Raw genomic sequence first — 25195 nt, forward strand, 5'->3', positions numbered from 1 at the left:
GGCTTCGGGGAGGAGATCGTGCAAAAAATTCCACTTTGCACTTTTCACATCACGGAGGTAGACTGGAAATCGACTTCTTGAAAGGATATCAATGGGCCCGTACACCGCAAACCAACTCAGTGTGTTCTCCGCCATCATCGCGTCCAGTGCCGCCAACCGGAATTGGGACACCGCCACCGAGGTCAGTGATACTGGCGGCGAGCTTCAGGAAGTCCAATGCATGACGTTTGGCGGGAAGCTGTACATAGCCGGCAATTTCAGCGAGCACCTGGCGGTGAAGGCCTACCTGAACGCGTTCGGGGTCAACGATGAAGCCAGTTTTCTGAAGTGCATGGCCTACAGCCATTGGCTGCTGGCCATGCCTTTCCTGGACAGGATGTCTGCGGCAGGAGTGCAATACCGCGGCAATTATAGCGACACAGCGACCGCGGCGCGCGCCCTCGCGGCCCTTCCGTTCACCGAACTGACGGACGACGAAAAACTGAAGGCGGTCGCCCTTCTCAAGGGAACGGCCAAATCCGACGCGGACAAGTCCAAGGGATGGTTCCTGCGCAAATTCGTCGGCGCGGGGCCGCTGTCGGGCACGGCGGCCTACGTCAAACCCAAGCCCAAGCATGGCGTCGGGCTCGTGACTACGGCCCCTTCGCCCAAGGACATCAACGTGCTGGAAGACAGCGCCGATGTGCACGCCGAGCTGAAATTGCTGGGCTTTGCGTTTGACTGCGTGGGGACCAACCGGGGGCCCTATTTAAACAAACCTGTATGCGTGGGCGGGCTCAAAAAGACGTGCCGGTTCTGCGCGGCCTGGATCGACCACCTGGCAGGCCAGATGACCAAGGCGGGCATCGAAATCAACTTGCCCACGCTGGACAGCCGGACGCTGGGCTCAGGCGCGGGCAAGCGGCCAATCAGCATCCACGACGCAAAGTTGTCGCCGTATGTGAAGGCGATGTTCAATGGCGGATTGAATTCCCTCTGCAGCGACCTCAAGGATTTGAAACCAGTGCCAGTCGTTCCCCCACCGACCGCTCCGACCGGCCCTACCGGCCCTACCACCCCCACCGCGACGTAAGCTCCTCCACCGCCGCCGGCTCAGATCCCCATGCGCGGCAAGATGGCGCGCGCGTTCGCGGTGGTGGCGTCCCGCACCTCCTCCACGCCAACCCCGCGCAGCTCGGCCAGCACCGCGCCGATGCGCGGCACCTGGCCCGGCGTGTTGACGCCGGGATGCACCCACGCCGGCGCGATGTCCGGCGCGTCGGTCTCCATGACGATGGACGACAGCGGCAGCTCCGCCGCCAGCCGCCGTATCTGCAAGGCGCGCGTGAAGGTCAGGTTGCCGCCGAAGCCCAGCTTGAAGCCCACGTCGATATAGCCCTGCGCCTGCTGGAAGCTGCCGTTGAAGGCGTGGGCGATGCCGCCGTTGGGGGTGATCTGCCGCACGTGCTTGAGCACCTGGTCCTGCGACTTGCGCACGTGCGTCAATATCGGCAGCTTGAACTCGCGCGCGATGCGCAGCTGCTCGCGGAAGAAATGGATCTGCTTTTCGCGCATGGCCGGCTCGGTCAGCATGGGGATGAAGAAGTCCAGCCCCACCTCGCCTATCGCCACGAAGCGCGGATCGGCCATCGCGGTCTCCACCTTGGCGCGCAGCGCGGCCAGGTCGTCCTCCGTGGCGCTGGGCACGCAGATGGGATGGATGCCCAGCGCGTAGCAGGCGTTGTCGGTGCGCGCGGCCAAGCCGGCGACGATGTCCAGGTTGCCCCGGTCTATCGCCGGGATAACGATCATGGACACGCCCTGCTCCCGCGCCTTGCGCGCCTGCTCCAGAGAGCCGTCGTCGCCTCCGAACTCGTGCGCGTCCAGGTGGCAGTGCGTGTCTATCCACATGATCAGGCCTCCTGTTTCAATCCCTCGTCGGTCAGGCGCAGCACGCGGTCGCAGCGGCGCGCCAGTTCCGCGTCGTGGGTGACGATGACGAAGGCCGTGCCCAAGGTTCGGGACAGCTCCAGCATCAGGTCGAATATCTGCTCGGCGGTGTGGTGGTCCAGGTTGCCGGTGGGCTCGTCGGCCAGCACGCAGGCCGGCTGCGTGACCAGCGCGCGGGCCAGCGCCACGCGCTGCCGCTCGCCGCCGGACAGTTCACCCGGCACGTGCGTGACGCGCTTGGACAGGTTCACCCGCGCCAGGATTTGCTGCGCCTGTTCATGCGCCAGCGAGCGCTTCATGCGCCGTATCATCAGCGGCATGGCCACGTTGTCCAGCGCCGAGAACTCCGGCAGCAGGTGGTGGAACTGGTAGACGAAGCCCAGCGAGGCGTTGCGCAGGTCGCCGCGCGCGGCCTCGCCCAGGCTAGCGAAGTCCTTGCCCAGCAGGGAAACCATGCCGGTGCTGGGCGTGTCCAGCCCACCCAGCAGGTGCAGCAGCGTGGACTTGCCGGAACCGGAGGCGCCGACGATGGCCACGCGCTCGCCGCGCCGCACGTCGATGTCTATGCCCTGCAATACCTTGACGCTGTACGTGCCCTGCGTGAAGGTCTTGCCCAGCCCGCGGCAGGACAGCACCACCGCATTGTTGTTGATGTCACTCATAGCGCAGCGCCTCCGCCGGTTTCACGCGCGCGGCCCACCAGCTCGGGTAGATCGTGGCGAGGAAGGCCAGGATCACGGCGACGATGCCGATCCTGGTGACGTCCGGCCAGCGCATGTCCGATGGCACGGAGGTGATGTAGTAGATATCCTTCGACAAGAACTGTACTCCCAATAATTGCTCAATAAACGGCACGATCACATCGATGTTCAGGGCCACCAGCACGCCGCCGCCCACGCCGGCCGCCGCGCCCAGCACGCCGGCCAGCGCGCCCTGGATCACGAAGATCTTCATGATGGACGCGGGCGACGCGCCCAGGGTGCGCAGGATGGCGATGTCGGCCTGCTTGTCGGTCACCGTCATCACCAGCGTGGAGACGAGGTTGAAGGCGGCGACGGCGACGATCAGCGCCAGCACGATGAACATCATGCGCTTTTCGGTCTGCACGGCGGCGAACCAGGTGGCGTTCAGCTTGGACCAGTCGCGCACCTCCAGATTGCCCGGCATGGACTTCTTCAATTGCTCCGCCACCTCGGGGGCGCGGTGCATGTCCGCCAGCCGCAAGCGCAGGCCGGCCGGCGCCTGCAGGCGCAGCATGCGCTGCGCGTCCTCGATATGGATGAAGGCCAGGCCCGCGTCGAACTCCGCGTGGCCGGCGCGGAAAATGCCGGCCACGGTGAAGGAGCGCATGCGCGGCACCACGCCGGCCGGGGTGACCGTGCCCTGCGCCAGCATCATCGTCACCTTGTCGCCCACGTTCACCTGCAGCGCACGAGCCAGGTCTATGCCCAGCACGATCTTGAATTCGCCGGAGCGCAGCGCGTCGAAGCTGCCGTAGCGCACATGGCTGGCCACGTCCGACACGTTGGGCTCCTGCTCCGGCAGCACGCCGCGCACCACGGCGGGACGCAGCGTGTCGCCGCCGTGCTGCAGCATGGCCTGGGTTTCGACGAAGGGCGCGGCGCCCTTCACTTCCGGGTTCTTGAAGGCTTCCTTCGCGGCGGCCTGCCAGTCCGGCATGCCGGCCTCCTTGTCGAACACCTCGACGTGCGCCAGCACGGACAGCATGCGGTCCGTCACTTCCTTCTGGAAGCCGTTCATCACGGACAGCACGATGATCAGCGCCGCCACGCCCAGCGCGATGCCGGCCAGCGAGATAAACGAAATAAACGATATAAATCCATTGCGGCCGCTGCGCTTGCCCGCGCGGGTGTAGCGCAGGCCGACCAGCCATTCAAATGGGAGGTTCTTTAACATGCTCATACTCTATTCATAACGCAGCGCTTCGGCCGGCTTCACCTTGGCGGCGCGCCAGCTGGGATACAGGGTGGCCACGAAGGCCAGGCCGATGGCGGTGGCGCCGATCACGGCCACGTCGCCCAGGCGCAGGTCGGAAGGCACGGCGCTGATGAAGTAGATGTCCTTGGACAGGAACTTCATGCCCAGCGCGCGCTCGATGAAAGGCACGATGACATCGACGTTGGCCGCCAGCAGCACGCCGCCGGCCACGCCCATCAGGGTGCCCAGCACGCCCACCAGCGCGCCCTGCACCATGAAGATGTGCATCACCGAACGGGGCGAGGCGCCCAGCGTGCGCAGGATGGCGATGTCGGCCTGCTTGTCCGTCACCGTCATCACCAGCGTGGCCACCAGGTTGAAGGCGGCCACCGCGATAATCAGCGTGAGGATGATGAACATCATGTTCTTCTGCGTGTGCACGGCGGCGAACCAGTTGGCGTTCAGCTTGGACCAGTCGCGCACCAGCATGCCCTCGCCCATAGCGAACTTCAGCTCGGCCGCAATCCGGGGCGCGCGCTGCGTGTCCGCCACGCGCAGGCGCAGGCCGAAGGGGCCGGCCAGTTGCAGGATCTGCTGGCCGTCCTCCAGGTTCACATAGGCCAAGCCCGAGTCGAATTCATTGTGGCCAGCCTCGAAGGTGCCCACCACGGTGAAGATGCGCATGCTGGGCGCGGCGCTCATGGGATTGGCCCCGCTTTGCGCCAGCGCCATGGCGACCTTGCCGCCGACTTCCACCTCCAGCGCCTTCGCCAGTTCGGCGCCCAGCACGATGCCGAAGGCGCCGGGGCGCAGCGCGTCGAAGCTGCCCTGCTTGACCTGGCCCACCACGCTGGAGACCCTGGCCTCCTGCTCCGGCAATATGCCGCGCACGATGGCGGGCCGCAGCTTGTCGCTGCCGTGGACCAGCATGGCCTGGGTCTCGACGAAGGGGGCGGCGGCCTTCACTTCCTTGTTCTTCAGCGCCTCGCGCGCGACCGATTGCCAATCGGCCATGCCGCCGCCGCGCACGTCGTACATTTCGATATGGCCCAGCACCGACAGCATGCGCTCCGTGACCTCCTTCTGGAAGCCGTTGTACACGGACAGCACGATGATCAGCGCCGCCACGCCCAGCGCGATGCCGGCCATGGAAATGGCGGAGATGAAGGAGATGAAACTGTTGCGCCCACTACGCTTGCCCGCGCGCGTGTAGCGCAGGCCGACCAGCCATTCAAAGGGTAAATTCGACGGCAGATTCTTGATGTTACTCATGGGCTCCGATAAGGGGTGTAAACGTTCAGAGCCAGAAGTGTGCCACACAATCAATTTCCTAGGGTGAAACACCGCACCGTGGGCGGATGTCCGCCGCCGCCGCCGGTCGGGTAAAATGACGCCCCATGAATCAGCTCACCCTCGTCCTGCCTTTCGCCCTCACACCGCCGGAACTCGCCAACGACCTCGCCCGCGCCATGCAGACGCCCGCGCTGTCGATGTTACTCTCGCGCAATAACGAATCGGCGCCGGTCGTGACCGTGGCGGAGGCGCGCTTGCTGCCGCACGAGGCGTGGCTGGCGCGCGCCCATGGCGCGGCCGGGCCGGACGAGGCGCCGTTCGCGCATGCCGTCATGCGCGGCCTGGGACTGCCGGACCGCGAGGGCTGGTGGTTCGTCGTGCAGCCGGTGCACGTGCAGCTGGCGCGCACCCACCTGACCATGGCGGACCCGCGCCACCTCCGCCTGGAGGACGCCGATTCGCGCGCGCTGTTCGACCTGGTCCAGCCCTACTTCGACGAGGTGGGCAAGCCGCTGCTGTATGGGAGCGCGAACCTGTGGTTCATGCGGGCGGACGACTGGCGGGAGCTGCGCACCGCATCGCCCGACGCGGCCGCCGGCGAGAACCTGGCCGACTGGATGCCCGACGGCCCCACCAAGCGCGACTTCCGCAAGCTGCAAAACGAGGTGCAGATGCTGTGGCACGAGCATCCCGTCAACGAGGCGCGCCAGCAGGGCGGGCTGCAGCCGGTGAACTCCTTCTGGCTGTGGGCCGGCGCGGAAGATGGCACGGCAGGCGCCTTGAGCGGCAACGGCCCATTATTCGTCGCGGGCTGCCCCGAGTGGCTGGAAACGCTGGCGCCGCCGGAGCGTCGCGCGCCGACCGCCGCGTCGATGCTGGCGCAATCGGGCGACGCCACCGTCATGCTGGGCGACCTGATCGCCCCCGGCAAGGGCGGCGACTGGTCGCCCTGGCTGATGCACATGCAGCGCATCGAGCAGGAATGGCTCGCGCCCCTGCTGGAGGCGCTGAAGTCCGGCCGATTGGCCAGCCTGAAACTGGTGCTCACCAACCGCACCACGCTCGCCGAATTCACCATCACCAAAGGCTCGCTGCGCAAATTCTGGCGCAAGCCCTCACTCGCGAAGTTATCGTCATGACCCGTATCGCCACCCGTCCCTGCCCGTTCCGCACCTCGGAGCTGCTGCGCCAGGGCGGCATCCACCCCGTGCTGGCCCGCCTGTTCGCCGCGCGCGGCCTGACCGACCCGAAGGAACTGTCGAGCGAACTGGCGTCGCTGATCGCCCCATCGGGCCTGCTGCACATCGACGCGGCGGCCGTGTTCCTGGCCGACTCCATCGCCGCGCAAAAACGCATGGTGATCGTGGCCGACTACGACTGCGACGGCGCCACCGCCTGCGCCACCGCCATGCGCGGCCTGCGGGCGATGGGCGCCAATGTCGACTTCATCGTCCCCAACCGCTTCGAGTACGGCTACGGCCTCACGCCCGAAATCGTCGAGCTGACCGCGCGTGAAAAGCAGCCGGACATCATCATCACCGTGGACAACGGCATCGCCAGCATCGAGGGCGTGGCGGAGGCCAACCGGCGCGGCATCGAAGTGGTCGTCACCGACCACCACCTGCCGGCCGACACGCTGCCGGACGCGCGCGTGATCGTCAATCCCAACCAGCCGGCCTGCGGCTTCCCCAGCAAGAACCTGGCGGGCGTGGGCGTGGTGTTCTACGTGCTGCTCGCGCTGCGCGCCGAACTGCGGCGCCGCGGCGTGTTCGACGCCGCCACCCAGCCCAAGCTGGACAGCCTGCTGGACCTGGTGGCGCTGGGCACCGTGGCCGACGTCGTCAAGCTCGACTCCAACAACCGCATCCTGGTCGCGCAGGGCCTGAAGCGCATGCGCGCGGGCCGCATGCATCCGGGCGTGGCCGCGCTGTTCCGCGTGGCCGGCCGCCAGGCGCGCACCGCGTCGCCGTTCGACCTGGGCTTCGCGGTGGGGCCGCGCCTGAACGCGGCCGGACGGCTGGAGGACATGTCGCTCGGCATCGAATGCCTGCTGACCGACGACGAGGACCGCGCCTGGGCGCTGGCGCAGCAACTCAACGAAATCAACCTCAAGCGGCGCGAGATCGAGGCCGAGATGCAGGACGCGGCGCTGCTGCACCTGGACCAGTTCGAACCGGCCAACAGCTGCACCATCGCCGTGTTCGACGAGGCCTGGCACCAGGGCGTGATCGGCATCGTCGCCTCGCGCCTGAAGGAGAAGTTCTTCCGTCCGACGATCACCTTCGCGCCGGCGGGCGACGGCTGGCTGAAAGGCTCCGGGCGCTCGATTCCCGGCTTCCACCTGCGCGACGCGCTGGACCTGGTGTCCAAGCGCGCGCCGACGCTGATCGACAAGTTCGGCGGCCACGCCATGGCGGCGGGCCTGAGCATCCGCGCCGAGGCCTTCGACGCCTTCTGCCTGGCCTTCGAGGCGGTCGGGCGCTCATGGCTGAACGAGCAGCAGCTGGAACGGGTGATCGAGACCGACGGGCCGCTGGAGGACGAATGCTACACCACCCAGTTCATCGAGCTGATGGACGGCCAGGTATGGGGCCAGGGCTTCGCGCCGCCGCTGTTCTGCGACGAATTCCGCGTGGTCAGCCAACGGATATTAAAGGAGCGGCACCTCAAGCTGCTGCTCGAGAAAAACGGCGCACGCTACGACGCCATCTGGTTCGGCCACACCGAATCGCTGGGCGTGCGCGCCCGCGTCGCGTTCCGGCTCGACGCCAACGAATACAACGGCACCACCAAGGTCCAGCTGCTGGTCGAGCACGCCGAACCCGCCTGAAAAATTATCAAAAACACATCGGTGTCAGGCGCGACATTCGGACGGGGACGCCGAGTCATTTGGGCCGCTACAGCCGAGGCCGTGTCCGAATGTCGCGCCTGACACCGATGTAAAAGTGTTAATCGTCGTCGGCGGGGTCGAGGTCGGGGAACATCACGGAGGTGAAGCCGAAGGTGCGAAAGTCGACGATGCGGCTGGGGTAGAGGATGCCGTACAGGTGGTCGACTTCGTGCTGCACCACGCGCGCGTGGAAGCCGTCGGCCACGCGCTCGATGCGCTTGCCGTATTGGTCCTGGCCTTCGTAGCGCAGCCTGGTGTAGCGCGGCACGCTGCCACGCAGGCCAGGCACCGAGAGGCAGCCTTCGTAGCCTTCTTCCTTCTCTTCCGTCAGCGGCGTGATCACGGGGTTGATCAGCACCGTCTCGGGCACCTGCGGGGCGTCCGGGTAGCGCGTGTTTTGCTTGAAGCCGAAGATCACGATCTGCAGGTTGACGCCGATCTGCGGCGCGGCCAGGCCGGCGCCGTTGGCGGCGTGCATGGTGTCGAACATGTCGCCGATCAGCGCGTGCAGCGCCGGCTGGTCGAATTGCTGGACCGCCTCGGCCACCCGCAGCAGCCGCGGGTCGCCCATGCGCAGGATTTCACGTACCGTCATCGCACCTCCAGTTCCGATTGCACGTCCCGCAGGTAGGCGCGGAATTCCTCGCCCATCTCGGGGTGCTTCATGCCCATCGCGGTGGTGGCCTTGAGGTAGCCCAGCTTGGAGCCGCAGTCGTAGCGGGTGCCGTCGTAGCGGTAGGCCAGCACGCGCTCGTTTTTCATCAGCGCGGCGATGCCGTCGGTCAGCTGGATTTCGCCGCCGGCGCCGGTGCCGAGGTTTTCCAGGTAGTTGAAGATGCTGCCGGACAGCACGTAGCGCCCCACCACGGCCAGCGTGGACGGCGCCACGTCCGGCGCGGGCTTCTCGACGATGCCGGACACGATCTCGAGCTTTTCCTGGTAGGCGCTGGCGCTGACGATGCCGTACTGGCGCGTGTTTTCGCGCGGGACGTTTTGCACCGCGAGGATGGAGGCGCGTTCATACGCGTACACGTCGGTCATCTGCGCCAGCACCGGCTTGGCGTGGCCGTTGGTGTCCATGAAGTCGTCCGCCAGCAGCACGGCGAACGGTTCGTCGCCCACCACCGGCCGCGCGCACAGCACCGCGTGGCCCAGGCCCAGCGCCTCGGACTGGCGGATGAAGATGCAGTTCACATGCTTCGGTATGACGTTGCGCACCATTTCCAGCAGCGCGGTCTTGTTCGACGCCTCCAGCTCCGCCTCCAGTTCATAGGCCTTGTCGAAATGGTCCTCGATGGCGCGCTTGTTGCGGCCGGTGATGAAGATCATGTCGGTGATGCCGGCGGCCACCGCCTCCTCGACCGCGTATTGGATCAGCGGCTTGTCGACAATGGGCAGCATTTCTTTGGGCTGCGCCTTGGTGGCGGGCAGGAAACGGCTGCCCAGGCCTGCTACGGGGAAGACTGCTTTTCGGATTATCGTCATTTATTATTCTCCAGCAGCGCCAGCAGCGCCGCTTCATCAAGGATGGGAATTTCCAGTTCTTCTGCTTTGGCCAGCTTGCTACCTGCTTCCGCGCCGGCCACCACGTAGCCGGTTTTCTTCGATACCGATCCTACCACCTTGCCCCCGGCGGCTTCAATCATGGCGCCGGCCTGGTCGCGGCTCAGGTTGGGCAGGGTGCCGGTCAGTACGAATGTCTTGCCGCTCAGGGCGCCCTCGGACGCCGTCTGTTCCGGCAGTTGCGCCAGCAGCTCGTTGCGCAGCGCGTCCAGCGCCAGCAGCTGCCCGCGGTTGCCGGGCTGCGCCATCCATTCCTCCAGCGCGGCGGCGGTGGCGGCGGGCAGGCCGAACACGGTGAAGATGGACAGGTGCGCGAGGGCTTCCAGTGTCATGCCCTGCTCCACCAGTTGCCTGCAGCGGGGCTCGGTCATCTTGGGGATGCCCAGCGCGGCCATCAGCTTGACCATGTCCAGTTTCTCGCGCAGCTTGGCGCTGGGCGGGTGCTCGTCCCTGGGCTGCACGTGCTCGAGCAGCGCGTCGATGGCTTGCTGGTTCTTGGGCTCGGCGAAGAACTCGGCGATGGCCTCGGCCACGGTGCCGCCGATGTCGGGCAGCACGCGCAGCAGCGCCACCGGCGCGTGGCGGATCAGCGCAAAGCGGCCCAGCCATTCGGCCAGCGTCTTGCCGGTGGATTCGCCCACGTGCCGTATGCCCAGCGCGAACAGCAGCCGCTCCAGAGGCGGGTTCCTGCTGGCGGCGATGGCTTCGAGCAGGTTGTCTGCCCACTTGGTGGCGATCTTGCCCTGGACGACGGTTTCCGGCGTCGTGCCGTCGCGTTCATCGGCCAGCCGCTTCATCTTCAGCAGGTCGTCCAAGGTCAGCTTGTACAGGTCGGCCACGCTGTGCACCAGATTGCATTCGACCAGGTTGTCGATGTAGCGGTCGCCCAGGCCCTCGATGTCCATCATGCGGCGGCCGGCGAAGTGGCGGATGGCCTCCTTGCGCTGCGCGGAGCAGAACAGGCCGCCGGAGCAGCGGGCGATGGCCTCGCCCTCTTCCCGCACCACGTGCGAGCCGCACACCGGGCAGGTCTTGGGCAGCACGTAGCGCGGCGGCTCGGGCCGCGGACGCTTTTCCAGCACCACGGCCAGCACCTCGGGGATCACGTCGCCGGCGCGGCGCACGATCACCGTGTCGCCCACGCGCACGTCCTTGCGCTGCACTTCGCCCTCGTTGTGCAGGGTGGCGTTGGTGACGTTCACGCCGCCCACGAACACCGGCTCCAGCCGCGCCACCGGCGTGATGGCGCCGGTGCGGCCCACCTGCACCTCGATGTCGTGCACCAGCGTGGTGGCCTCCTCGGCCGGGAATTTGTGCGCGATGGCGAAACGCGGCGCGCGCGAGACAAAGCCCAGTTGCCGCTGGTCCGCCAGGCGGTTGGCCTTGTAGACCACGCCGTCGATCTCGTAGGGCATGCCGGGGCGGCTGGCGCCGATCTTGCGGTAGTACTCGAGCAGGCCGTCGGCGCCGCGCACCACGGCGCGTTCCTTGGCCACCGGCAGGCCGAGCGCGGCGTACCAGTCCAGCAGCGCGGAGTGCGATTCGGGCATGGCCGCGCCTTCCAGCGCGCCGATGCCGTAGGCGAAGAAGCGCAGCGTGCGCTGGGCGGTGATGCGCGAATCGAGCTGGCGCAGGCTACCCGCGGCCGCGTTGCGCGGGTTGACGAATTCCTTCTGGCCGGCCTCGCGCTGGCGCGCGTTCATCTTCGCGAAGTCCTCCTTGAACATCAGCACCTCGCCGCGCACGTCCAGCAGCGCCGGCATGCCGTCGCCGTGCAGGCGCAGCGGGATGCCCTTGATGGTGCGGATGTTGGCGGTGACGTCCTCGCCGGTGTAGCCGTCGCCGCGCGTGGCGGCCTGCACGAACAGGCCGTTCTCGTAGCGCAGGTTGATGGCCAGGCCGTCGAACTTCACCTCGGCGGCGTACTCCACTTGCAGCACGTCCAGCCCTTCGCGCACGCGGCGGTCGAAGTTCTCCACGTCCTCCTCGCTGAAGCCGTTGTTCAGCGACAGCATGGGCACGGTGTGCGTCACCTGCGCGAACTGCGGCAGCGGCGCCGCGCCAACGCGGAAGGTGGGCGAGTCCGGATTTTGCAGCTCGGGATGCGCCGCCTCGAGCCGCTGCAGCTCGATGAACAGCAGGTCGTACTCCGGGTCCGGTATGGTGGGCGCGTCCAACACGTGGTAGGCGTGCAGGTGGCGGTTCAATTCCGCGGTCAGCCAGGCCGCCCGCTCCAGCTTGGCCTGGTATTCCATGTCACTCATCGGGCGGCCTTCAGCAGAACAGGCGCAGCGCGCGGGTGGAACCGGCCGGGATGTCCGATGCGTCCATCTCGGCGTAGAACTCCTGCACCTGGCCGGCGATCTCGCCCAGCGCCTGGTCCGACAGCGGCTGGTTGTAGTCGTCCACGATGGTCGCGTCCAGGCGCGCCACCAGCGCCTTGGCGCAGGCGATCATGGCGCCGAAGCCGTCGCGCGCCGGCGCCACGCAGGGCACGTCCAGCAACAGGGTCAGGCGCGGCGTGGTTTCCTCGGCGAGCGTGACGTTGGTCGACAGCGAGAACAGGTGGCCGCCCTCGCCGTCCGGCATCACGTAGCGGCCGTCCGGACGCACGTCGAAGCCCTGCTTTTCCAGTGCGCCGATCAGGGTGTTGATGGCCCATGGGGCGCCGTTGGTCTGCAGGTTCACGCCCAGTTGGGCGTCGTGCCCGGAGACGAAGCGGTGCAGCGTCTTGGCCTCGGCCATCACTTCCATCATGTCCGGGATCTGCGGCTCGGCGCCGATCTCGTCGGACATGGCGCGCAAACGGGTCACCAGTTCGGAGTATTCGAGCTCGTTCAGCGCCGTGGTGCGGCTGGCCAACTGCACGCCGCCCTGCAGCTCGGTGTAGACGCCGCCATGCTTGATCGGTTCCCAGTCGCCGTTCACGTGCAGGCCGATGTAGTGCACCGGCTTGTTGCCCACCATGCGCAGCTTTTGCAGCGACGGCAGGATCTTGTCGCCGCGCACCGGCGCCTCCAGGGACAGCGGCAGCAGGCAGTCGATCAGCGGATCGACCAGGCTGGTGGCCAGTTCGGCGGCCGGGGTGGAGGCGTCGGCGCTGCGCACCGCTTGCGGCGCCGCGTCCGCGCCGTCGCCATAGGCTCCGGCGGCGGGAACCGCGGTGTCGGCGCCGCCGGCGGCGGGCGCGTGGCCGGTCGGCGCGGCGGCGGTGATGTCGGTGCCGTCCAGCGAGAAGCTGGGTTCATGGCGCGCGCCGGCGCCGGGCTCGTTCACGCGCATCAGCACGTCGTCGTGGTCGGACGAGAAGGCGCGTTCGACGCTCTTCTTGGCCTTGTACTCCTGCCATTTGTTGTAAGAGAAAACGCCGACGATGAAGACGCCGCCGGCTGCGATCAAACTCATTTGTAGGTCTGTCATGCTGCTTGTGCCTCGGAAGCGAAGTGTGCGGCGGATTCCATATCCACCGCCACGATGCGCGATACGCCCTGCTCCTGCATCGTCACACCGATCAGTTGATTGGCCATCTCCATCGCAATCTTGTTGTGCGAGATGAAGAGGAATTGGGTATGTTCGGACATGCGTTTCACCATGCGGCAGAAACGCTCCGTGTTGGCGTCGTCCAGCGGCGCGTCGACCTCGTCGAGCAGGCAGAACGGCGCGGGGTTCAGGCGGAACATGGAGAACACCAGCGCGGTCGCGGTCAGCGCCTTTTCGCCGCCCGACAGCAAATGGATGGTGGCGTTCTTCTTGCCCGGCGGCTGCGCCATGACCTGCACGCCGGAGTCCAGGATCTCGTCGCCGGTCATGATCAATTTGGCCTGGCCGCCGCCGAACAGGATGGGGAACAGTTCGGAGAAGTGGCCGTTGACGCGGTCGAAGGTGTCCTGCAGCAGGTCGCGCGTCTCCTTGTCGATCTTGGCGATGGCGTCCTCCAGCGTGTTGATCGCCTCGGTCAGGTCGGCGTTCTGCGAGTCCAGGAAGTTCTTGCGCTCGGAGGCCTGCGCCAGTTCGTCCAGCGCCGCCAGGTTGACGGCGCCCAGCATGGAGATGGCGTTGTTCAGGCGCGTGACCTCGCCCTGCAGGTAGGACGCCTTCATGTCCGGGTGCAGCTTGCCGGACAACGCGGCCTCGTCGGCCTGGGCCTCGGCCAGCTGCGCGGCGAACTGTTCCTGGTTCAGGCGCGCGGCCTGCTCCTTGAGCTGCATCTCCATGATCTTGTCGCGCTGCGGCTGCAGGCTGCGCTCGTTCTGCATGCGCGCCTCCTCCGAGGAGCGCAGCTGCTGCGTGATCTGGTCCAGTTCATGGCGAGCGTCGGACAGCGCGCGCTCCTGGCTAGTGCGGCGGTCCAGCAGCTCCTGCAGGCCCTCGTGGGCGGTGCCCGCCTCCAGCGCCTCCAGTTCGCGCTGGCCGGCCAGCAGGCTGTCGCCCACCTGCGCCGCCTGCGTGGTGGCGGTGGCGATGTTGCGGCGCAGTTCGTCGATCTTGCTGCGCTGGGACTTCTCGGCGTATTCCGCCTCCTGCGCGCCGCGCTCCATGTCACGCAGCGCCTGGCGCGCGTCGGCCAGCTTCTGCTCCTTTTGCAGGAACTCGGTCTGGCCGTCCTCGTGCTCGCCCTGCAGGTTGCCCAGCTCCATATCCAGCTGCTCGAACTTTTCCTCGGACTCCATCTTGGCCTGCATCTGCTCCGATTCCTGCGCGGCGATCTCCGCCAGGTCGGCGGCGATCTGCGTGCTGCGCTGGTTGAAGCGCGCCTCGATCTCGGACAGCTTCACCACCTCCAGCTGCAGCGTGTGCACGGACTGCGTGAGGCTTTGTATCTTCTGCCGCAGTTCGGTGACGGTGCGCGTGTGCGCCGTCACGGCCGCCTCGGCGCGCACCGAGCGGGCGCGCGCCTCCTCGTCCAGCAGCTGCTGCGCGCGCAGCTGCTTGGTGATGTTGTCGATCTCCTGCTGGCGCCCCAGCATGCCGTCCTGCTCCGAGTCCGCCGCGTAGAAGCGCACGCTGGACTGCGTGATGACGTGGCCCTGCGCGGTGACGAAGTAGCCGCCCGGCGGCAGCGTGGCGCGCGCCTTGAAGGCCTCCGCCGCGTCGTCCGCGATGAAGACGTTGTGCAGCCAGTCCTGCAGCACGCCGCGCAGACCGGGGTCGTTCAGCTTGAGCAGGTTGATGAAGGACTTCAGGCCCGGCGTCTCGGGCTGCGGGTAGCTTGGCGTGGCGACCGGCGCGAACAGCGCCAGCTTGGCCGGCGGCGCGTCGCTGAAGAAGTGCTTGGCCCAGTCGATGTTGGACACCTGCAGCGCGGAGGTGCGCTCGCGCAGGATGGACTCCATCGCGGTTTCCCAGCCGGCTTCGATCTGCAGCTTTTGCCACAGCCGCGGCAGCGCGTCCAGCTCGTGCTTTTGCAGCCAGGGCGTGACCTTGCCCTGCGTCTGCACGCGCTCCTGCAACTGGCGCAGCGCGTTCAGGCGCGCCTCCAGCTGGGCGTTGGCCGCGGCCTCCGCGTTCACCTGCAGCTGCGCGTCCTGCCGCTCGGCTTCGAGTTGCGGCTGTTTTTCCAGCGCCTCTTCCAGGTGGTAGCTCTGTTCCTCCAGCGTCTGCTGCTTTTCCTCCAGCTGCATCTTCAGGTTGGACAGGTGGCTGGAGTCCGGCAGGCTCAAGCCGTTCTTCTCCTGCTGCAGGCGTTCGCGCCGCACGGCCAGGCCGTTGAGGATGTTGTTGGCGTTGCGCTGGTGCGCCGATTCCAGTTCCAGCTGCTGCTGCGCCTGCATGATGCGGGCGCGCGACTCGGTGCTCTTGTTCTGCGCCTCGCGCCAGGCCGCCTCCAGCACCGGCAGCGATTCGGCCTTCTGCTCGGCCATCATGCGCGCCTGTTCGACCTTGGCGGCCAGCTCCTCGAGGTTGAACTCCGCCTCCTCGATCTGCTCCGTGTATTCCCGCGCCTGGTCCTGCCACTGGTCGCGCTGCGCGGCCAGGGTGCCCAACTGGTTCTGCAGCCGCGTGCGCGATTCGATGACGAACTTGATCTGCGCCTCCAGGCTGCCGATCTCGGAGTTGGTCTGGTACAGATTGCCCTGCGCCGTGTGCAGGCGGTCGCCCACCGAGAAGTGCGCCTGGCGCATCTGCTCCAGGCTCAGCTCCACGTGGCGCAGCTTGGCGGTCTGCTCCTCCAGGTCGGTCTGGGCCTGCTCCATCTCGCGGAAGTAGCGCGCCTGCTCGCTCTGCGCCTCGTTCTTGCGCAGCAGCCAGAGCAGCTTCTGTTTCTCCTCCTGGTCCGCGTTCAGCTGGTGGAAGCGCATCGCCACCTCGGCCTGCGCCTCGAGCTTTTCCAGGTTGGCGTTCAGTTCGCGCAGGATGTCCTCCACGCGCAGCAGGTTCTCGCGCGTGTCGTGCAGGCGGTTTTCCGTTTCGCGGCGGCGCTCCTTGTACTTCGAGACGCCGGCGGCCTCCTCCAGGAACACGCGCAACTCTTCCGGGCGCGATTCGATGATGCGCGAGATCATGCCCTGGCCGATGATGGCGTAGGCGCGCGGACCGAGGCCGGTGCCGAGGAAGATGTCCTGGATGTCGCGCCGGCGCACCGGCTGGCCGTTGATGTAGTAGGTGGAGGTGCCGTCGCGCGTCAGGGTGCGCTTGACGGCGATCTCGGCGTACTGGCCCCATTGGCCTGAGGCCTTGCCTTCATTGTTGTCGAACACCAGCTCGACGGACGCGCGGCCGGCCGGCTTGCGGTGGGTGGAACCGTTGAAGATCACGTCCTGCATCGACTCGCCGCGCAGTTCGGACGCTTTCGATTCGCCCAGCACCCAGCGCACGGCATCGATGATGTTCGATTTGCCGCAGCCGTTGGGACCTACCACGCCTACCAATTGACCCGGCACCTGGAAATTGGTGGGATCAACGAAAGACTTAAATCCCGACAATTTAATCGAAGATAAACGCACGTTCTAAGCCGAGTTTGGTATTGCCACAATGAAAAGTGGCCTATCATACCATTTCAGATGTAAAAACAGGCCAAAAACACACGTGCGTCCCCTCTAGAAGGGCGTCTGCGGCCCCTGGACGGGAGGCGGGGCGTGATGCCAATGCTGGCGCGTAAACGGCTGGTCGCGGCCCGATAGGACCAGGGCCAGGCGGGTCATCCACATCTCGGTGGGCAGCGGTTCGACGCGCGGCAGGATCAGCACGGCCGGGATGCACAGCGCGGCCAGCAGGCGGCCGAGTACGGCGTGCTCCTCGGTGCGCACGCTCCAGATGAAGGCCGCCGCGACCAGCAGGCCCAGCATGCAGCCGGCCACCACCTCCGACGCCGAATGCGCCAGCACCGGCACGCGCGACACGCCGATCATCAGCGCCAGCAGCACGCCGGCGGCCAGCGCGGCCTGGCGCCACGGATCGCCGGCGTTGCGCGTGGCCAGCCAGGCGGTGACGGGAAACACGGCCGACGCGCGCATGGCGTGGCCGCTGATGCCGGCGAACTCCAGCGAGGCCGAGCCCACGCCCCAGCCGATGAAGGCCACCTTGGTGGCCACCACCAGGCCCATGCCGGCGCCGAACAGCCCGCACCAGGCCAGCGTCATGCGCCACGACTTCCCGGCCAGCAGCCAAACGGCGATGGCCACGCCCAGCGGGCCCGTCACCGCCAGGCTGCCCAGCGCGCTCAATCCTTGCCACATCATCATTTGCGTGCGCCTCTTCGTTCCGTTTTCCCCCAGCACCCGGATTGTAGTCCAAGCCTCGGCGAGCGGTTTACAATTAGCGCAAAGCAAACATAGATAGGAAACGCCATGCCAGCAAAAACCTCCATCCTTTTCGTCTGCATGGGCAACATTTGCCGTTCGCCCACCGCCGAGGGCGTGTTCCGGCAGCGCGCGCAGGCCGCCGGGCTAAAGCTGGATATCGATTCGGCCGGCACCCACGACTACCACGTGGGCGATCCGCCCGACCCGCGCTCCACCCGCCACGCGGCGGCGCGCGGCTATGACTTGTCGGCGCAGCGCGCGCGCCGCGTGGCGGCCAGCGACTTCGAGTGCTTCGACCACATCCTGGCCATGGACCACGACAACCTCAAGCTGCTGCAAGCGGCCTGTCCGCCGGAGTACCGGCACAAGCTGGGCCTGTTCATGCAATACGCCGCCAATTCGAAATCGGCGGTGGTGCCGGATCCCTACAGCGGCGGCGCGCAGGGCTTCGACATCGTGCTCGACTACATCGAGGATGCCTCGGACGGCCTGGTCGCCGCCCTGGCCCTTCGAGAAAAAGCGTGAACTCAGTCCTTCAGCACGGTTAACACCTCGTAGCACGCGCCCATGGTGTGGTAGTCCACCTTGCCGGCCGGGCTCTTTTCGTCGCTGAGCTTGCTGTTGTCGGCGCCGAGCAGGCGATACCAGGCGCCGTGCCGGTGGTCCACGAAGTGCTCCCAGCTGTAGGCCCAGATGCGCTCGTACCAGTCCCAGTAGCGCTGCTCGCCGGTGCGCGCGCCCAGCAGCGCGGCGGCGGCCAGGCTTTCCGCCTGCACCCAGAAGTACTTGAGGTCGTCGCAGATGCTGTCGTCCGGCGCGAAGCCGTAGTGGATGCCGCCGTGGCGCTCGTCCCACGCCTTCGACAGCGCCGCGTCGAACAGCTCCGCGGCGCGCGGCAGCAGCCAATCCGAGCCGCCGGCCAGGTGCTCGCCATGGCGCTCCATGATCAGCAGCAGCTTGCTCCACTCGGTCAGGTGGCCCGGCTGGAAACCCCAGGGACGGAAGATGTTGCTCTTGTCGTGGCGGTTGTAATCGCCGTCGACGGACCAGTCGGCATGGTAGTGCTCCCACACCAGGCCGCCCGCCAGCGCCGCCTGGCGCAGCGTGATGTTGCGCGCCAGCTCCTCGGCGCGCAACAGGTAGGCGCGCTTGCCGCTGGCCTCGAACGCGGCCAGCAGCGCCTCGCAGGCGTGCATATTGGCGTTCTGGCCCCGGTATGGCAGCACGGCCGACCAGTCGGCCAGCGCCTCGTCGGCGTACAGGCCATGGGCCGGCTCCCAGAAGCGCGCCTCCATCAGCGCGAACGTCTCGTCCAGATGCGCCAGCGCCCCCGTCTCGCCCGCCATGGCGGCGTGGGCGTAGGCCAGCAGCACGAAGGCCAGCCCGTAGCAGTGGTTGGTGCCGTCGGTCACCGTCGCGGCGCCGTCGCGCCATTGCAGCTCCCAGGCGTAGCCGCCGGTTTCGGGATTGCGGTGGGCGTCGCGCAGGAAGGCCAGGCCGTGGCGCAGGCGCTCCAGGTCTGCCGCCTGGCCGAACTGCCGGTACGCCATCGCGTAGTTGAAAATGAAGCGCGTACTGCTGACCAGGTGGCGGCTGTGCGCGTCGTAGACCGCGCCGTCGTCCTTGAAGTAATGGTAGAAGCCGCCGCTGGGGTCGACGCAACGGGGATCGTAGAATTGCCGGGTGTGGCTGATATGGTTGAGCAAGGTGAAACGCGCACGGAAGTCGGGTAGCATGAGTGGTTCCATCGGTAAGAAGATAAATCGTGGGCGCGCGGCGCCCCCTCGCGGCCGCCGCAAAGGCGGGCACGTCCGTCAAAAACAAAGATCGGGTGGGCGGCTAGGCTTGGCGCTGCGTCATCTGCATGGCGCGGGCGGGGCCGCAAACGGTGCTGGCGCGCACCACCAGTTCGACCGGGGCAATCTTTTCGACCACCTCGTCGCGCGGGCCGTCCAGCAGCAGGTCCACGCCCAGCCGGCCCAGTTCCAGCTTGTCGATGCGCAGCGTCGTCAGCGGGCGGTGCCCGAGCACGGCGTTGGCGATGTCGTCGAAACCGACGATCGACACGTCGTGCGGCACCTTCAGGCCGGCGGCCAGGCAGCAGCGCATCGCCACTAGCGCGGCGCTGTCGTTGAAGCAGAACACCGCGTCGGGCGGATTGGGGAGCGCCAGCAGCGACCGCATGGCCTCCATCGCGCCGGTCTCCACGTCCACGCCGTCGGGCAGGATGGCCTCCAGGCGCGGATCGGCCAGGATGCCGGCCTCGTACAACGCCTGTCGGTAGCCGCGCGCCCGTTCGCGGATGCTGTAGTGGCCCAGCGAACCGCAGATGAAGCCCACCCGGCGCCGCCCCAGCGCGATCAGGTGCCGGGTGGCTTGGTAGCCGCCCATCATGTTGTCCGGGTTGACCGAGCTGTAGCCGCGCAGCCGCATGTCGACCAGCACCAGTTGCTTGCCCAGGCCGCGCAGGGCGTGCAGCGCCTCGGGTTCGAAAAAGCCGGCGCAGATGATGCCGTCCGGCGCGTGCCGGCGTATCTGTTCGGTCAAGCCCTCCGCCGGCCCGGCCGCCATGAACGACAGCACGATGCCGCGCTTGCGGCAGACCTCCTCGGCGCCATGCAGCACCTGCGAATAAAAGGGACTGCTCGACGCGGTGTTGTGCTGCTGGTGCAGCAGGAAGGTGAGCCGGCGCACGCGCTTGGCGCGCAGCCGGCACAAGTCGTAACCCAGTGCCTGGGCGGTCGACAGCACGTGCTGGCGCGTCAGCTCGGTCATGCCCGGCTCGCTCTTCAACGCCCGCGAAATGGTGCCGACCGACAGGCCGGCCGCCTTGGCGACGTCGTGCACCGTGACCCTGCCCTGTGTCATCGCGACCATGGGCGGAGGCCTGCGGCAAAATGGTAATGGGGCATCATCTCTCCATTCAAAAAAGGGGCGCCGTCGCCGGTGGAAGACGATCGGCGGCTTCAACACCATTGCAGTCTCGCACACCCATGAAACCGTTTGCAAGAAATCCTTGAATTCCGGTCAAGTTTAGCGGATTTTACTAAACTTACATCTATTTCCCGGGCCAGGATTCAAGCTTTCCCTCGCAATGCAGGGAGATGGCAGGCAATGAAGTTTAGTAAATATAACTAAACTACATCGAAAAACGCCGCGACGGTTGACCCTGGACGCGCCCGGATGCAGACTTTCCTGGCATTCAAAAACAACTACACCAAGGAGACCTTATGGACCACGCCGCCGCCAAGGCCATGGCGCGCACCACCCCGGCGGGACGCGACGGCGACACCGCGCCGCTCGTCATCGTCACCATCCTGTTCTTCATGTGGGGGCTCCTGACCTCCCTCAACGACGTGCTGATACCGCACCTGAAAGCCATCTACACGCTCAGCTATGTGCAGGCGATGCTGGTGCAGTTCTGCTTTTTCAGCGCCTACCTCGTCGTCTCGCTGCCGGCCGGCATGCTGATCAGGAGGATAGGCTACCAGCGCGGCGCGGTCGCCGGCCTGGCGGTCGCCGCCGCCGGCTGCGCGCTGTTCCACCCCGCCTCCCGCTCCGGTTATGGCCTGTTCCTGCTCGGCTTCTTCGTGCTCGCCGCCGGCATCACCGTGCTGCAGGTGGCGGCCAATCCCTATGTCACCGTGCTTGGCGACGCCCGCCACGCCTCCAGCCGCCTGACGCTGACACAGGCGTTCAATTCGCTCGGCACCACCTTGGGGCCGGCCGTGGGCGGGGCCCTGATCCTGTCGGAAGGCGCGGGCGCGGGCGGCCTGGCGCAGTTGTCGGGCGCGGCGCTGGAGCGCTTCCGCGCCGCCGAGGCGGCCGCCGTGCAGGGCCCCTACCTGGCGCTGGCGGCGGCGCTGCTGGTGCTGGCGATCGTCTTCGCGCTGGTGCGCCTGCCCGTCATCGAACACGGCGACGCGACCGGCGACGCGGCGCACGCCCCTGGCGCCGCCGGCCCGGTGCTGGCGCAACGCCACCTGGTGCTGGGCGCGATCGGCATCTTCCTGTACGTGGGCGCCGAGGTGAGCATCGGCAGCTTCCTGATCAACTTCATCGGCGCCCCCAACATCACCGCCCTGGCCCCGACCGACGCGGCGCACTATGTCAGCTACTACTGGGGCGGCGCCATGGTCGGGCGCTTCATCGGCTTCGCCGCGATGCGCCGGGTCAGCCCGGGCAAGGCGCTGGCGGCCACCTCCGCCGCCGCCATCGCGCTGCTGCTGGCGGCGATGCTGTGCGACGGCACGCCCGCGATGTGGAGCCTGATCGCGGTCGGCCTGTGCAACGCCATCATGTTCCCGACCATCTTCAGCATGGCGCTGCACAAGCTCGGCAAGCTCACCGGCCAGGCGTCCGGCATCCTGTGCATGGCCATCGTCGGCGGCGCCATCGTGCCGTTCTGCCAGGGATTGATGGCGGACCTGGCCGGCCTGCAGGTCTCGTTCATGGTGCCGGCCGCATGCTATGTGTTCATCCTCTATTTCGGCCTGAAATACGCCAATATGTACGCCAACACCGTCCACCACCGGGAGTCTTGAATGAAACGCATCACCCACCTCTACGCGAGCCTGCTCATGCTGGGCGTTATCGGCATGGCCGCCGCGGCGCCCGCCGCGAACCCGGCCAGCGACTACGTCACCGTCAAGCAGACCCAGTTCTCGCGCAACGGCCACGCCTACTACATCGCCGGCGCCAACTTCTGGTACGGCGGCTATCTGGGCGCCGGCATCGGCGGCGACCGCGCCCGCCTGGTCCGGGAACTGGACCGCATGCGGGCCCTGGGCCTCAACAACCTGCGGGTGCTGGCGGTGTCCGAGAAGACCGACATGAAAAGCGCCGTGAGCCCCGCCAGCACCGCCGCGCCCGGGCAATACGATGAACAGCTGCTGGCCGGCCTGGACTTCCTGCTGGCCGAAATGGCCAAGCGCGACATGACGGCGGTGCTCTACCTGAACAACTTCTGGCAATGGTCCGGCGGCATGACGCAGTACCTGAACTGGTTCGAGGGCAGCCCCGCCATCGATCCCAACGTCACCAAGGACTTCGACGATTTCATGGACAAGAACGCGCGCTTCTACGTGAACGGCGCCGCGCAGGCCGAGTACCGCAACGTGATCCGCAAGATCGTCGAGCGCACCAACACCGTCACCGGCAAGGCGTACAAGGACGATCCGAGCATCATGTCCTGGCAGCTGGCGAACGAGCCGCGCCCCGGCAACGACAAGGCGACGCCGGCGCAGAAGGCCGCCTACATCAAGTGGATAGACGAGACGGCCGCCTACATCCATGGCCTGGCGCCGCGCCAGTTGGTGAGCACGGGCAGCGAGGGCCTGGCCGGTTCGGCCCAGGATAGCCAGCTCTTCCTCGACGCGCACGCCACGCCCCGGATCGACTACCTGACCTACCACTTGTGGCCGAAGAACTGGAGCTGGTTCGACTCGCACAAGCCAGACGCCAGCTGGAACGAGGCGATCGGCAAAAGCCGCGACTACCTGCAAAGGCACGTGGCGCTGGCGCGCACGCTGGGCAAGCCCATCGTGCTCGAGGAATTCGGCCTGGACCGCGACGGTCCCTCCTTCAGCGTGAAATCCGGCACCCGCTGGCGCGACCGCTTCTACAAGGAGGTGTTCGACTTCGTGGCCGACGGCGCCGCCAGGGGCGAGCCCATCGCCGGCTTCAATTTCTGGGCCTGGGGCGGCGCCGGCCGCGCGGCCAACGCCGACTTCTGGTGGAAGCCGGGCAATGACTTCATGGGCGATCCGCCACAGGAGGAGCAAGGCCTGTATTCGGTGTTCGACACCGACGCCAGCACGCTGAAGCTGATCAAGCAGGCCGCCGGCCGCCTGCACGCGCTGGAACGCAAAGCCCCCTCGCGGCCATCGACCAAGCCCGCGGCGGCGGTGAAGCCATGACCCTGCCGCGCCCTTCCCGGCTGGCGGCGGCCGCCGCGCTGGCCCTGTCGCTGCTCGCCGGCCCCGGCCACGCGGACGGCATAGGCGCCACGCCGGCACCGCGCGCCAAGGCCTATCCGTGGATGACGATAGAGCGCTGGAACGACATGGTCGCGCAGCAGAACGCGCGCGCCCTGCAAGGCGGCGTGGACTTGATGTTCGTCGGCGATTCGATCACGGAGGGCTGGACGCCGGCCCTGTGGGAACGCTATTTCGGCGCCTACCGTCCGGCCAACTTCGGCGTCGGCGGCGACCATAGCGGCAACCTGCTGTGGCGCTTGCGGCAGGCGCCGTTGCGCGGACTGGATCCGAAAGCCGTCGTGCTGCTGATCGGCGTGAACAATCTCAACCTGGCGCCCGAGACGCCGGAGCAGACCTTCGCCGGCGTCAAGGCCGTGGTGGCGCAGCTGCGCGCCAGCTATCCGGGCGCCCGCATCCTGCTCAACGCGGTCTTCCCCTATGAGCAATCGCACGCCAGCCCCAGGCGCGCGCAGGTGGCGGAGCTGAACCGCTTGATCGCCACGCTGGGCGACGAACGGCAGGTGTTTTTCCGCGACTACGGCCCGTTGATGCTGGACGCCCAGGGCGATATTCCGGCAGCGATCATGCCGGACTTCCTGCATCCCAACGAACAGGGCTACCGCATCTGGGGCGAGGCGATGCTGCCGGACATACGCAAACTGATGCAAAAATGAAGCCGCGCCGTCCATATCACGCCTTTGCGGCCACCCTGGCCGGCCCCCTGGCCTTGGCGGTGGCGATGGCGACCGCCGCCATCGTCGCCCTGCAGGCGCCGGTCGCGGCCGCGGAGGCCGCCGAAGCCGCGTCCAGCCTGCGCATGGTGCGCGCCGCCGACGCCCCGCTTTACCGCATGGGCCGCACGGCGGACGGCAACGACGGCGGCGTGCGCCTCGCCTATCCCGGCGCCAGCCTGTTCCTGCGCTTCGCCGGCAAAACGCTGGCCGTGGACGCGTCCAGCACCGGCAATCCAGGCTACATCGAGGTGCAGGTCGACGACCAGGCGCCGCGCCTGGTCGCGCTGACTCCGGACACGCGGCGCGTGGAGCTGGTGCGGGACGCCGGCGGCGCCACGCACGAAGTCAGGATCATGCAGCGCACCGAGACCTGGCAAGGCATCACGCGCCTGGCCGGCTTCGCGCACGACGGCCAGCTGGCCGCGTGGCCGCAGCCGGAGCAACGCAAAATGCTGGTGCTGGGCGACTCGGTCACCTGCGCGCAAGGCATAGACCGCGTGTCCGGCGACGCCAGGTCGAGCTCCATGACCAATCCGCGCGCGTCCTACGGCATGCTGGCGGCGCAGGCCCTGCGGGCCCAGGTCGCGCTGGTGTGCTACGGCGGCCGGGGGTTGGTGCGCACCTGGGAGGGCAAGAGCGAACTCAATCTGCCCGAGTTCTACGAGCTGGCCATCCCCGACCCGGCCGCGCCGGCGCCGTGGGACCATCGCCGGTACGATCCGGACGTCGTCGTCAGCGCCATCGGCACCAACGACTTCACCGTCGGCGTGCCGGACCGCGAAAACTATGTCGGCGCCTACACCAGCCTGGTGAACACCATGCTGCGCAACCACCCGCACGCGCAAATCGTGCTGACCGAGGGCGCCATCCTGAACGGCGAAGGCAAGACCGCCATGCGCGCCTTCATCGCCGAGACGGCGGCGCGGGTCGGCAGCCCGCGGGTGCACATCATGCCCTCGACCCACTACCCGGGCGACGCCGAGGACGCCCATCCCACCCGCGAACAACACGCCGCGATGGCGCGCGAACTCGCCGAACACCTGCGCGCGCTTTTGCGCTGGTAATCCCCATACCGCGGCGATGCCCTGCCCGCGCCGGGCGCATCACAATAAAACCATGGAGACACAG

At 67.2% G+C, this 25195-nt stretch carries 20 protein-coding genes; 8 read left to right on the forward strand and 12 right to left on the reverse strand.

Annotated features, from left to right (window positions below):
- Window positions 1-91: 91 nt before the first annotated feature.
- The gene (locus BM436_RS08615) at window positions 92-1072 is read left to right on the forward strand and encodes a hypothetical protein (protein WP_093555101.1); all 981 of its coding nucleotides are present in this window, start codon (window positions 92-94) and stop codon (window positions 1070-1072) included.
- Window positions 1073-1092: 20 nt separating this feature from the next.
- Here BM436_RS08615 and BM436_RS08620 read toward each other — a convergent pair whose 3' ends face one another.
- The 4 genes from BM436_RS08620 to BM436_RS08635 are packed head-to-tail and all read right to left on the reverse strand — an operon-like array spanning window position 1093 to window position 5139.
- A complete protein-coding gene (locus BM436_RS08620; protein WP_093555102.1) occupies window positions 1093-1890 on the reverse strand; it encodes a TatD family hydrolase in 798 nt (265 codons plus the stop codon).
- A 2-nt stretch (window positions 1891-1892) separates the two neighbouring features.
- Window positions 1893-2591, reverse strand: coding sequence for a lipoprotein-releasing ABC transporter ATP-binding protein LolD (lolD, locus tag BM436_RS08625; RefSeq protein WP_093555103.1), 699 nt, complete (start codon window positions 2589-2591; stop codon window positions 1893-1895).
- Window positions 2584-3852 (reverse strand): lipoprotein-releasing ABC transporter permease subunit, encoded by a 1269-nt coding sequence (locus tag BM436_RS08630; protein WP_093555104.1) that lies wholly within the window; start codon window positions 3850-3852, stop codon window positions 2584-2586. The genes lolD and BM436_RS08630 overlap by 8 nt, the downstream gene beginning before the upstream one ends.
- Before the next feature lie 3 nt (window positions 3853-3855).
- The gene (locus BM436_RS08635; RefSeq protein ID WP_093555105.1) at window positions 3856-5139 is read right to left on the reverse strand and encodes a lipoprotein-releasing ABC transporter permease subunit; all 1284 of its coding nucleotides are present in this window, start codon (window positions 5137-5139) and stop codon (window positions 3856-3858) included.
- A gap of 125 nt (window positions 5140-5264) precedes the next feature.
- Here BM436_RS08635 and BM436_RS08640 point away from each other — a divergent pair, with 125 nt between their 5' ends.
- Both BM436_RS08640 and recJ read left to right on the forward strand, forming a co-directional pair.
- Window positions 5265-6299, forward strand: coding sequence for a hypothetical protein (locus BM436_RS08640; RefSeq protein ID WP_093555106.1), 1035 nt, complete (start codon window positions 5265-5267; stop codon window positions 6297-6299).
- Entirely contained in the window at window positions 6296-7990 is a 1695-nt protein-coding gene (gene recJ, locus BM436_RS08645; protein WP_093555107.1) for a single-stranded-DNA-specific exonuclease RecJ, read from the forward strand. The genes BM436_RS08640 and recJ overlap by 4 nt, the downstream gene beginning before the upstream one ends.
- 118 nt (window positions 7991-8108) lie before the next feature.
- Here recJ and def read toward each other — a convergent pair whose 3' ends face one another.
- From def to BM436_RS08675, 6 genes are all read right to left on the reverse strand, one after another.
- Complete coding sequence (def, locus tag BM436_RS08650; RefSeq protein ID WP_093555108.1) at window positions 8109-8645, reverse strand: peptide deformylase; 537 nt, start codon at window positions 8643-8645, stop codon at window positions 8109-8111.
- On the reverse strand, window positions 8642-9535 hold the full coding sequence (gene galU, locus BM436_RS08655) for a UTP--glucose-1-phosphate uridylyltransferase GalU (protein WP_093555109.1): 894 nt from the start codon (window positions 9533-9535) through the stop codon (window positions 8642-8644). The genes def and galU overlap by 4 nt, the downstream gene beginning before the upstream one ends.
- Entirely contained in the window at window positions 9532-11877 is a 2346-nt protein-coding gene (ligA, locus tag BM436_RS08660; RefSeq protein WP_093555110.1) for an NAD-dependent DNA ligase LigA, read from the reverse strand. Before ligA ends, galU begins: the two co-directional genes overlap by 4 nt.
- 10 nt (window positions 11878-11887) lie before the next feature.
- Window positions 11888-13033 (reverse strand): cell division protein ZipA C-terminal FtsZ-binding domain-containing protein, encoded by a 1146-nt coding sequence (locus tag BM436_RS08665; protein ID WP_093555111.1) that lies wholly within the window; start codon window positions 13031-13033, stop codon window positions 11888-11890.
- Complete coding sequence (gene smc / locus BM436_RS08670; protein WP_093555112.1) at window positions 13030-16557, reverse strand: chromosome segregation protein SMC; 3528 nt, start codon at window positions 16555-16557, stop codon at window positions 13030-13032. The genes BM436_RS08665 and smc overlap by 4 nt, the downstream gene beginning before the upstream one ends.
- 93 nt (window positions 16558-16650) lie before the next feature.
- Window positions 16651-17295 carry a phosphatase PAP2 family protein gene (locus BM436_RS08675; RefSeq protein ID WP_093555113.1) on the reverse strand — a complete coding sequence of 215 codons (645 nt, stop codon included), beginning with the start codon at window positions 17293-17295 and terminating at the stop codon, window positions 16651-16653.
- 105 nt (window positions 17296-17400) lie between these two features.
- Here BM436_RS08675 and BM436_RS08680 point away from each other — a divergent pair, with 105 nt between their 5' ends.
- Window positions 17401-17880, forward strand: a complete 480-nt coding sequence (locus tag BM436_RS08680; protein ID WP_093555114.1) for a low molecular weight protein-tyrosine-phosphatase — start codon at window positions 17401-17403, stop codon at window positions 17878-17880.
- A 2-nt stretch (window positions 17881-17882) separates the two neighbouring features.
- Here BM436_RS08680 and BM436_RS08685 read toward each other — a convergent pair whose 3' ends face one another.
- Both BM436_RS08685 and BM436_RS08690 read right to left on the reverse strand, forming a co-directional pair.
- Window positions 17883-19091 (reverse strand): AGE family epimerase/isomerase, encoded by a 1209-nt coding sequence (locus BM436_RS08685; RefSeq protein ID WP_093555115.1) that lies wholly within the window; start codon window positions 19089-19091, stop codon window positions 17883-17885.
- 103 nt (window positions 19092-19194) lie between these two features.
- Window positions 19195-20232 carry a LacI family DNA-binding transcriptional regulator gene (locus tag BM436_RS08690; protein ID WP_218164832.1) on the reverse strand — a complete coding sequence of 346 codons (1038 nt, stop codon included), beginning with the start codon at window positions 20230-20232 and terminating at the stop codon, window positions 19195-19197.
- Window positions 20233-20585: 353 nt separating this feature from the next.
- Between BM436_RS08690 and BM436_RS08695 the strand changes: the two genes are divergently transcribed.
- The 4 genes from BM436_RS08695 to axe2C are packed head-to-tail and all read left to right on the forward strand — an operon-like array spanning window position 20586 to window position 25131.
- Window positions 20586-21899 (forward strand): sugar MFS transporter, encoded by a 1314-nt coding sequence (locus BM436_RS08695; protein ID WP_093555116.1) that lies wholly within the window; start codon window positions 20586-20588, stop codon window positions 21897-21899.
- Complete coding sequence (locus BM436_RS08700; protein WP_093555117.1) at window positions 21900-23273, forward strand: glycoside hydrolase 5 family protein; 1374 nt, start codon at window positions 21900-21902, stop codon at window positions 23271-23273.
- Window positions 23270-24007: a GDSL-type esterase/lipase family protein gene (locus tag BM436_RS08705; RefSeq protein WP_093555118.1), complete on the forward strand. Its 738-nt coding sequence runs from the start codon at window positions 23270-23272 to the stop codon at window positions 24005-24007. Before BM436_RS08700 ends, BM436_RS08705 begins: the two co-directional genes overlap by 4 nt.
- A complete protein-coding gene (axe2C, locus tag BM436_RS08710; protein WP_229489666.1) occupies window positions 24004-25131 on the forward strand; it encodes a bifunctional acetylxylan esterase/glucomannan deacetylase AxeC2 in 1128 nt (375 codons plus the stop codon). The genes BM436_RS08705 and axe2C overlap by 4 nt, the downstream gene beginning before the upstream one ends.
- Window positions 25132-25195: the final 64 nt, after the last annotated feature.

Source organism: Pseudoduganella namucuonensis (assembly GCF_900116645.1).
Taxonomy (GTDB): domain Bacteria; phylum Pseudomonadota; class Gammaproteobacteria; order Burkholderiales; family Burkholderiaceae_D; genus Rugamonas; species Rugamonas namucuonensis.

Excerpts from the sequence above, each read along its gene's own strand:
- BM436_RS08615 (WP_093555101.1), top strand. The coding sequence starts at position 92 with ATGGGCCCGTACACCGCAAACCAACTCAGTGTGTTCTCCGCCATCATC.
- BM436_RS08620 (WP_093555102.1), bottom strand. The coding sequence starts at position 1,890 with ATGTGGATAGACACGCACTGCCACCTGGACGCGCACGAGTTCGGAGGC.
- lolD (WP_093555103.1), bottom strand. The coding sequence starts at position 2,591 with ATGAGTGACATCAACAACAATGCGGTGGTGCTGTCCTGCCGCGGGCTG.
- BM436_RS08630 (WP_093555104.1), bottom strand. The coding sequence starts at position 3,852 with ATGAGCATGTTAAAGAACCTCCCATTTGAATGGCTGGTCGGCCTGCGC.
- BM436_RS08635 (WP_093555105.1), bottom strand. The coding sequence starts at position 5,139 with ATGAGTAACATCAAGAATCTGCCGTCGAATTTACCCTTTGAATGGCTG.
- BM436_RS08640 (WP_093555106.1), top strand. The coding sequence starts at position 5,265 with ATGAATCAGCTCACCCTCGTCCTGCCTTTCGCCCTCACACCGCCGGAA.
- recJ (WP_093555107.1), top strand. The coding sequence starts at position 6,296 with ATGACCCGTATCGCCACCCGTCCCTGCCCGTTCCGCACCTCGGAGCTG.
- def (WP_093555108.1), bottom strand. The coding sequence starts at position 8,645 with ATGACGGTACGTGAAATCCTGCGCATGGGCGACCCGCGGCTGCTGCGG.
- galU (WP_093555109.1), bottom strand. The coding sequence starts at position 9,535 with ATGACGATAATCCGAAAAGCAGTCTTCCCCGTAGCAGGCCTGGGCAGC.
- ligA (WP_093555110.1), bottom strand. The coding sequence starts at position 11,877 with ATGAGTGACATGGAATACCAGGCCAAGCTGGAGCGGGCGGCCTGGCTG.
- BM436_RS08665 (WP_093555111.1), bottom strand. The coding sequence starts at position 13,033 with ATGACAGACCTACAAATGAGTTTGATCGCAGCCGGCGGCGTCTTCATC.
- BM436_RS08675 (WP_093555113.1), bottom strand. The coding sequence starts at position 17,295 with ATGATGATGTGGCAAGGATTGAGCGCGCTGGGCAGCCTGGCGGTGACG.
- BM436_RS08680 (WP_093555114.1), top strand. The coding sequence starts at position 17,401 with ATGCCAGCAAAAACCTCCATCCTTTTCGTCTGCATGGGCAACATTTGC.
- BM436_RS08685 (WP_093555115.1), bottom strand. The coding sequence starts at position 19,091 with ATGCTACCCGACTTCCGTGCGCGTTTCACCTTGCTCAACCATATCAGC.
- BM436_RS08690 (WP_218164832.1), bottom strand. The coding sequence starts at position 20,232 with ATGGTCGCGATGACACAGGGCAGGGTCACGGTGCACGACGTCGCCAAG.
- BM436_RS08695 (WP_093555116.1), top strand. The coding sequence starts at position 20,586 with ATGGACCACGCCGCCGCCAAGGCCATGGCGCGCACCACCCCGGCGGGA.
- BM436_RS08700 (WP_093555117.1), top strand. The coding sequence starts at position 21,900 with ATGAAACGCATCACCCACCTCTACGCGAGCCTGCTCATGCTGGGCGTT.
- BM436_RS08705 (WP_093555118.1), top strand. The coding sequence starts at position 23,270 with ATGACCCTGCCGCGCCCTTCCCGGCTGGCGGCGGCCGCCGCGCTGGCC.
- axe2C (WP_229489666.1), top strand. The coding sequence starts at position 24,004 with ATGAAGCCGCGCCGTCCATATCACGCCTTTGCGGCCACCCTGGCCGGC.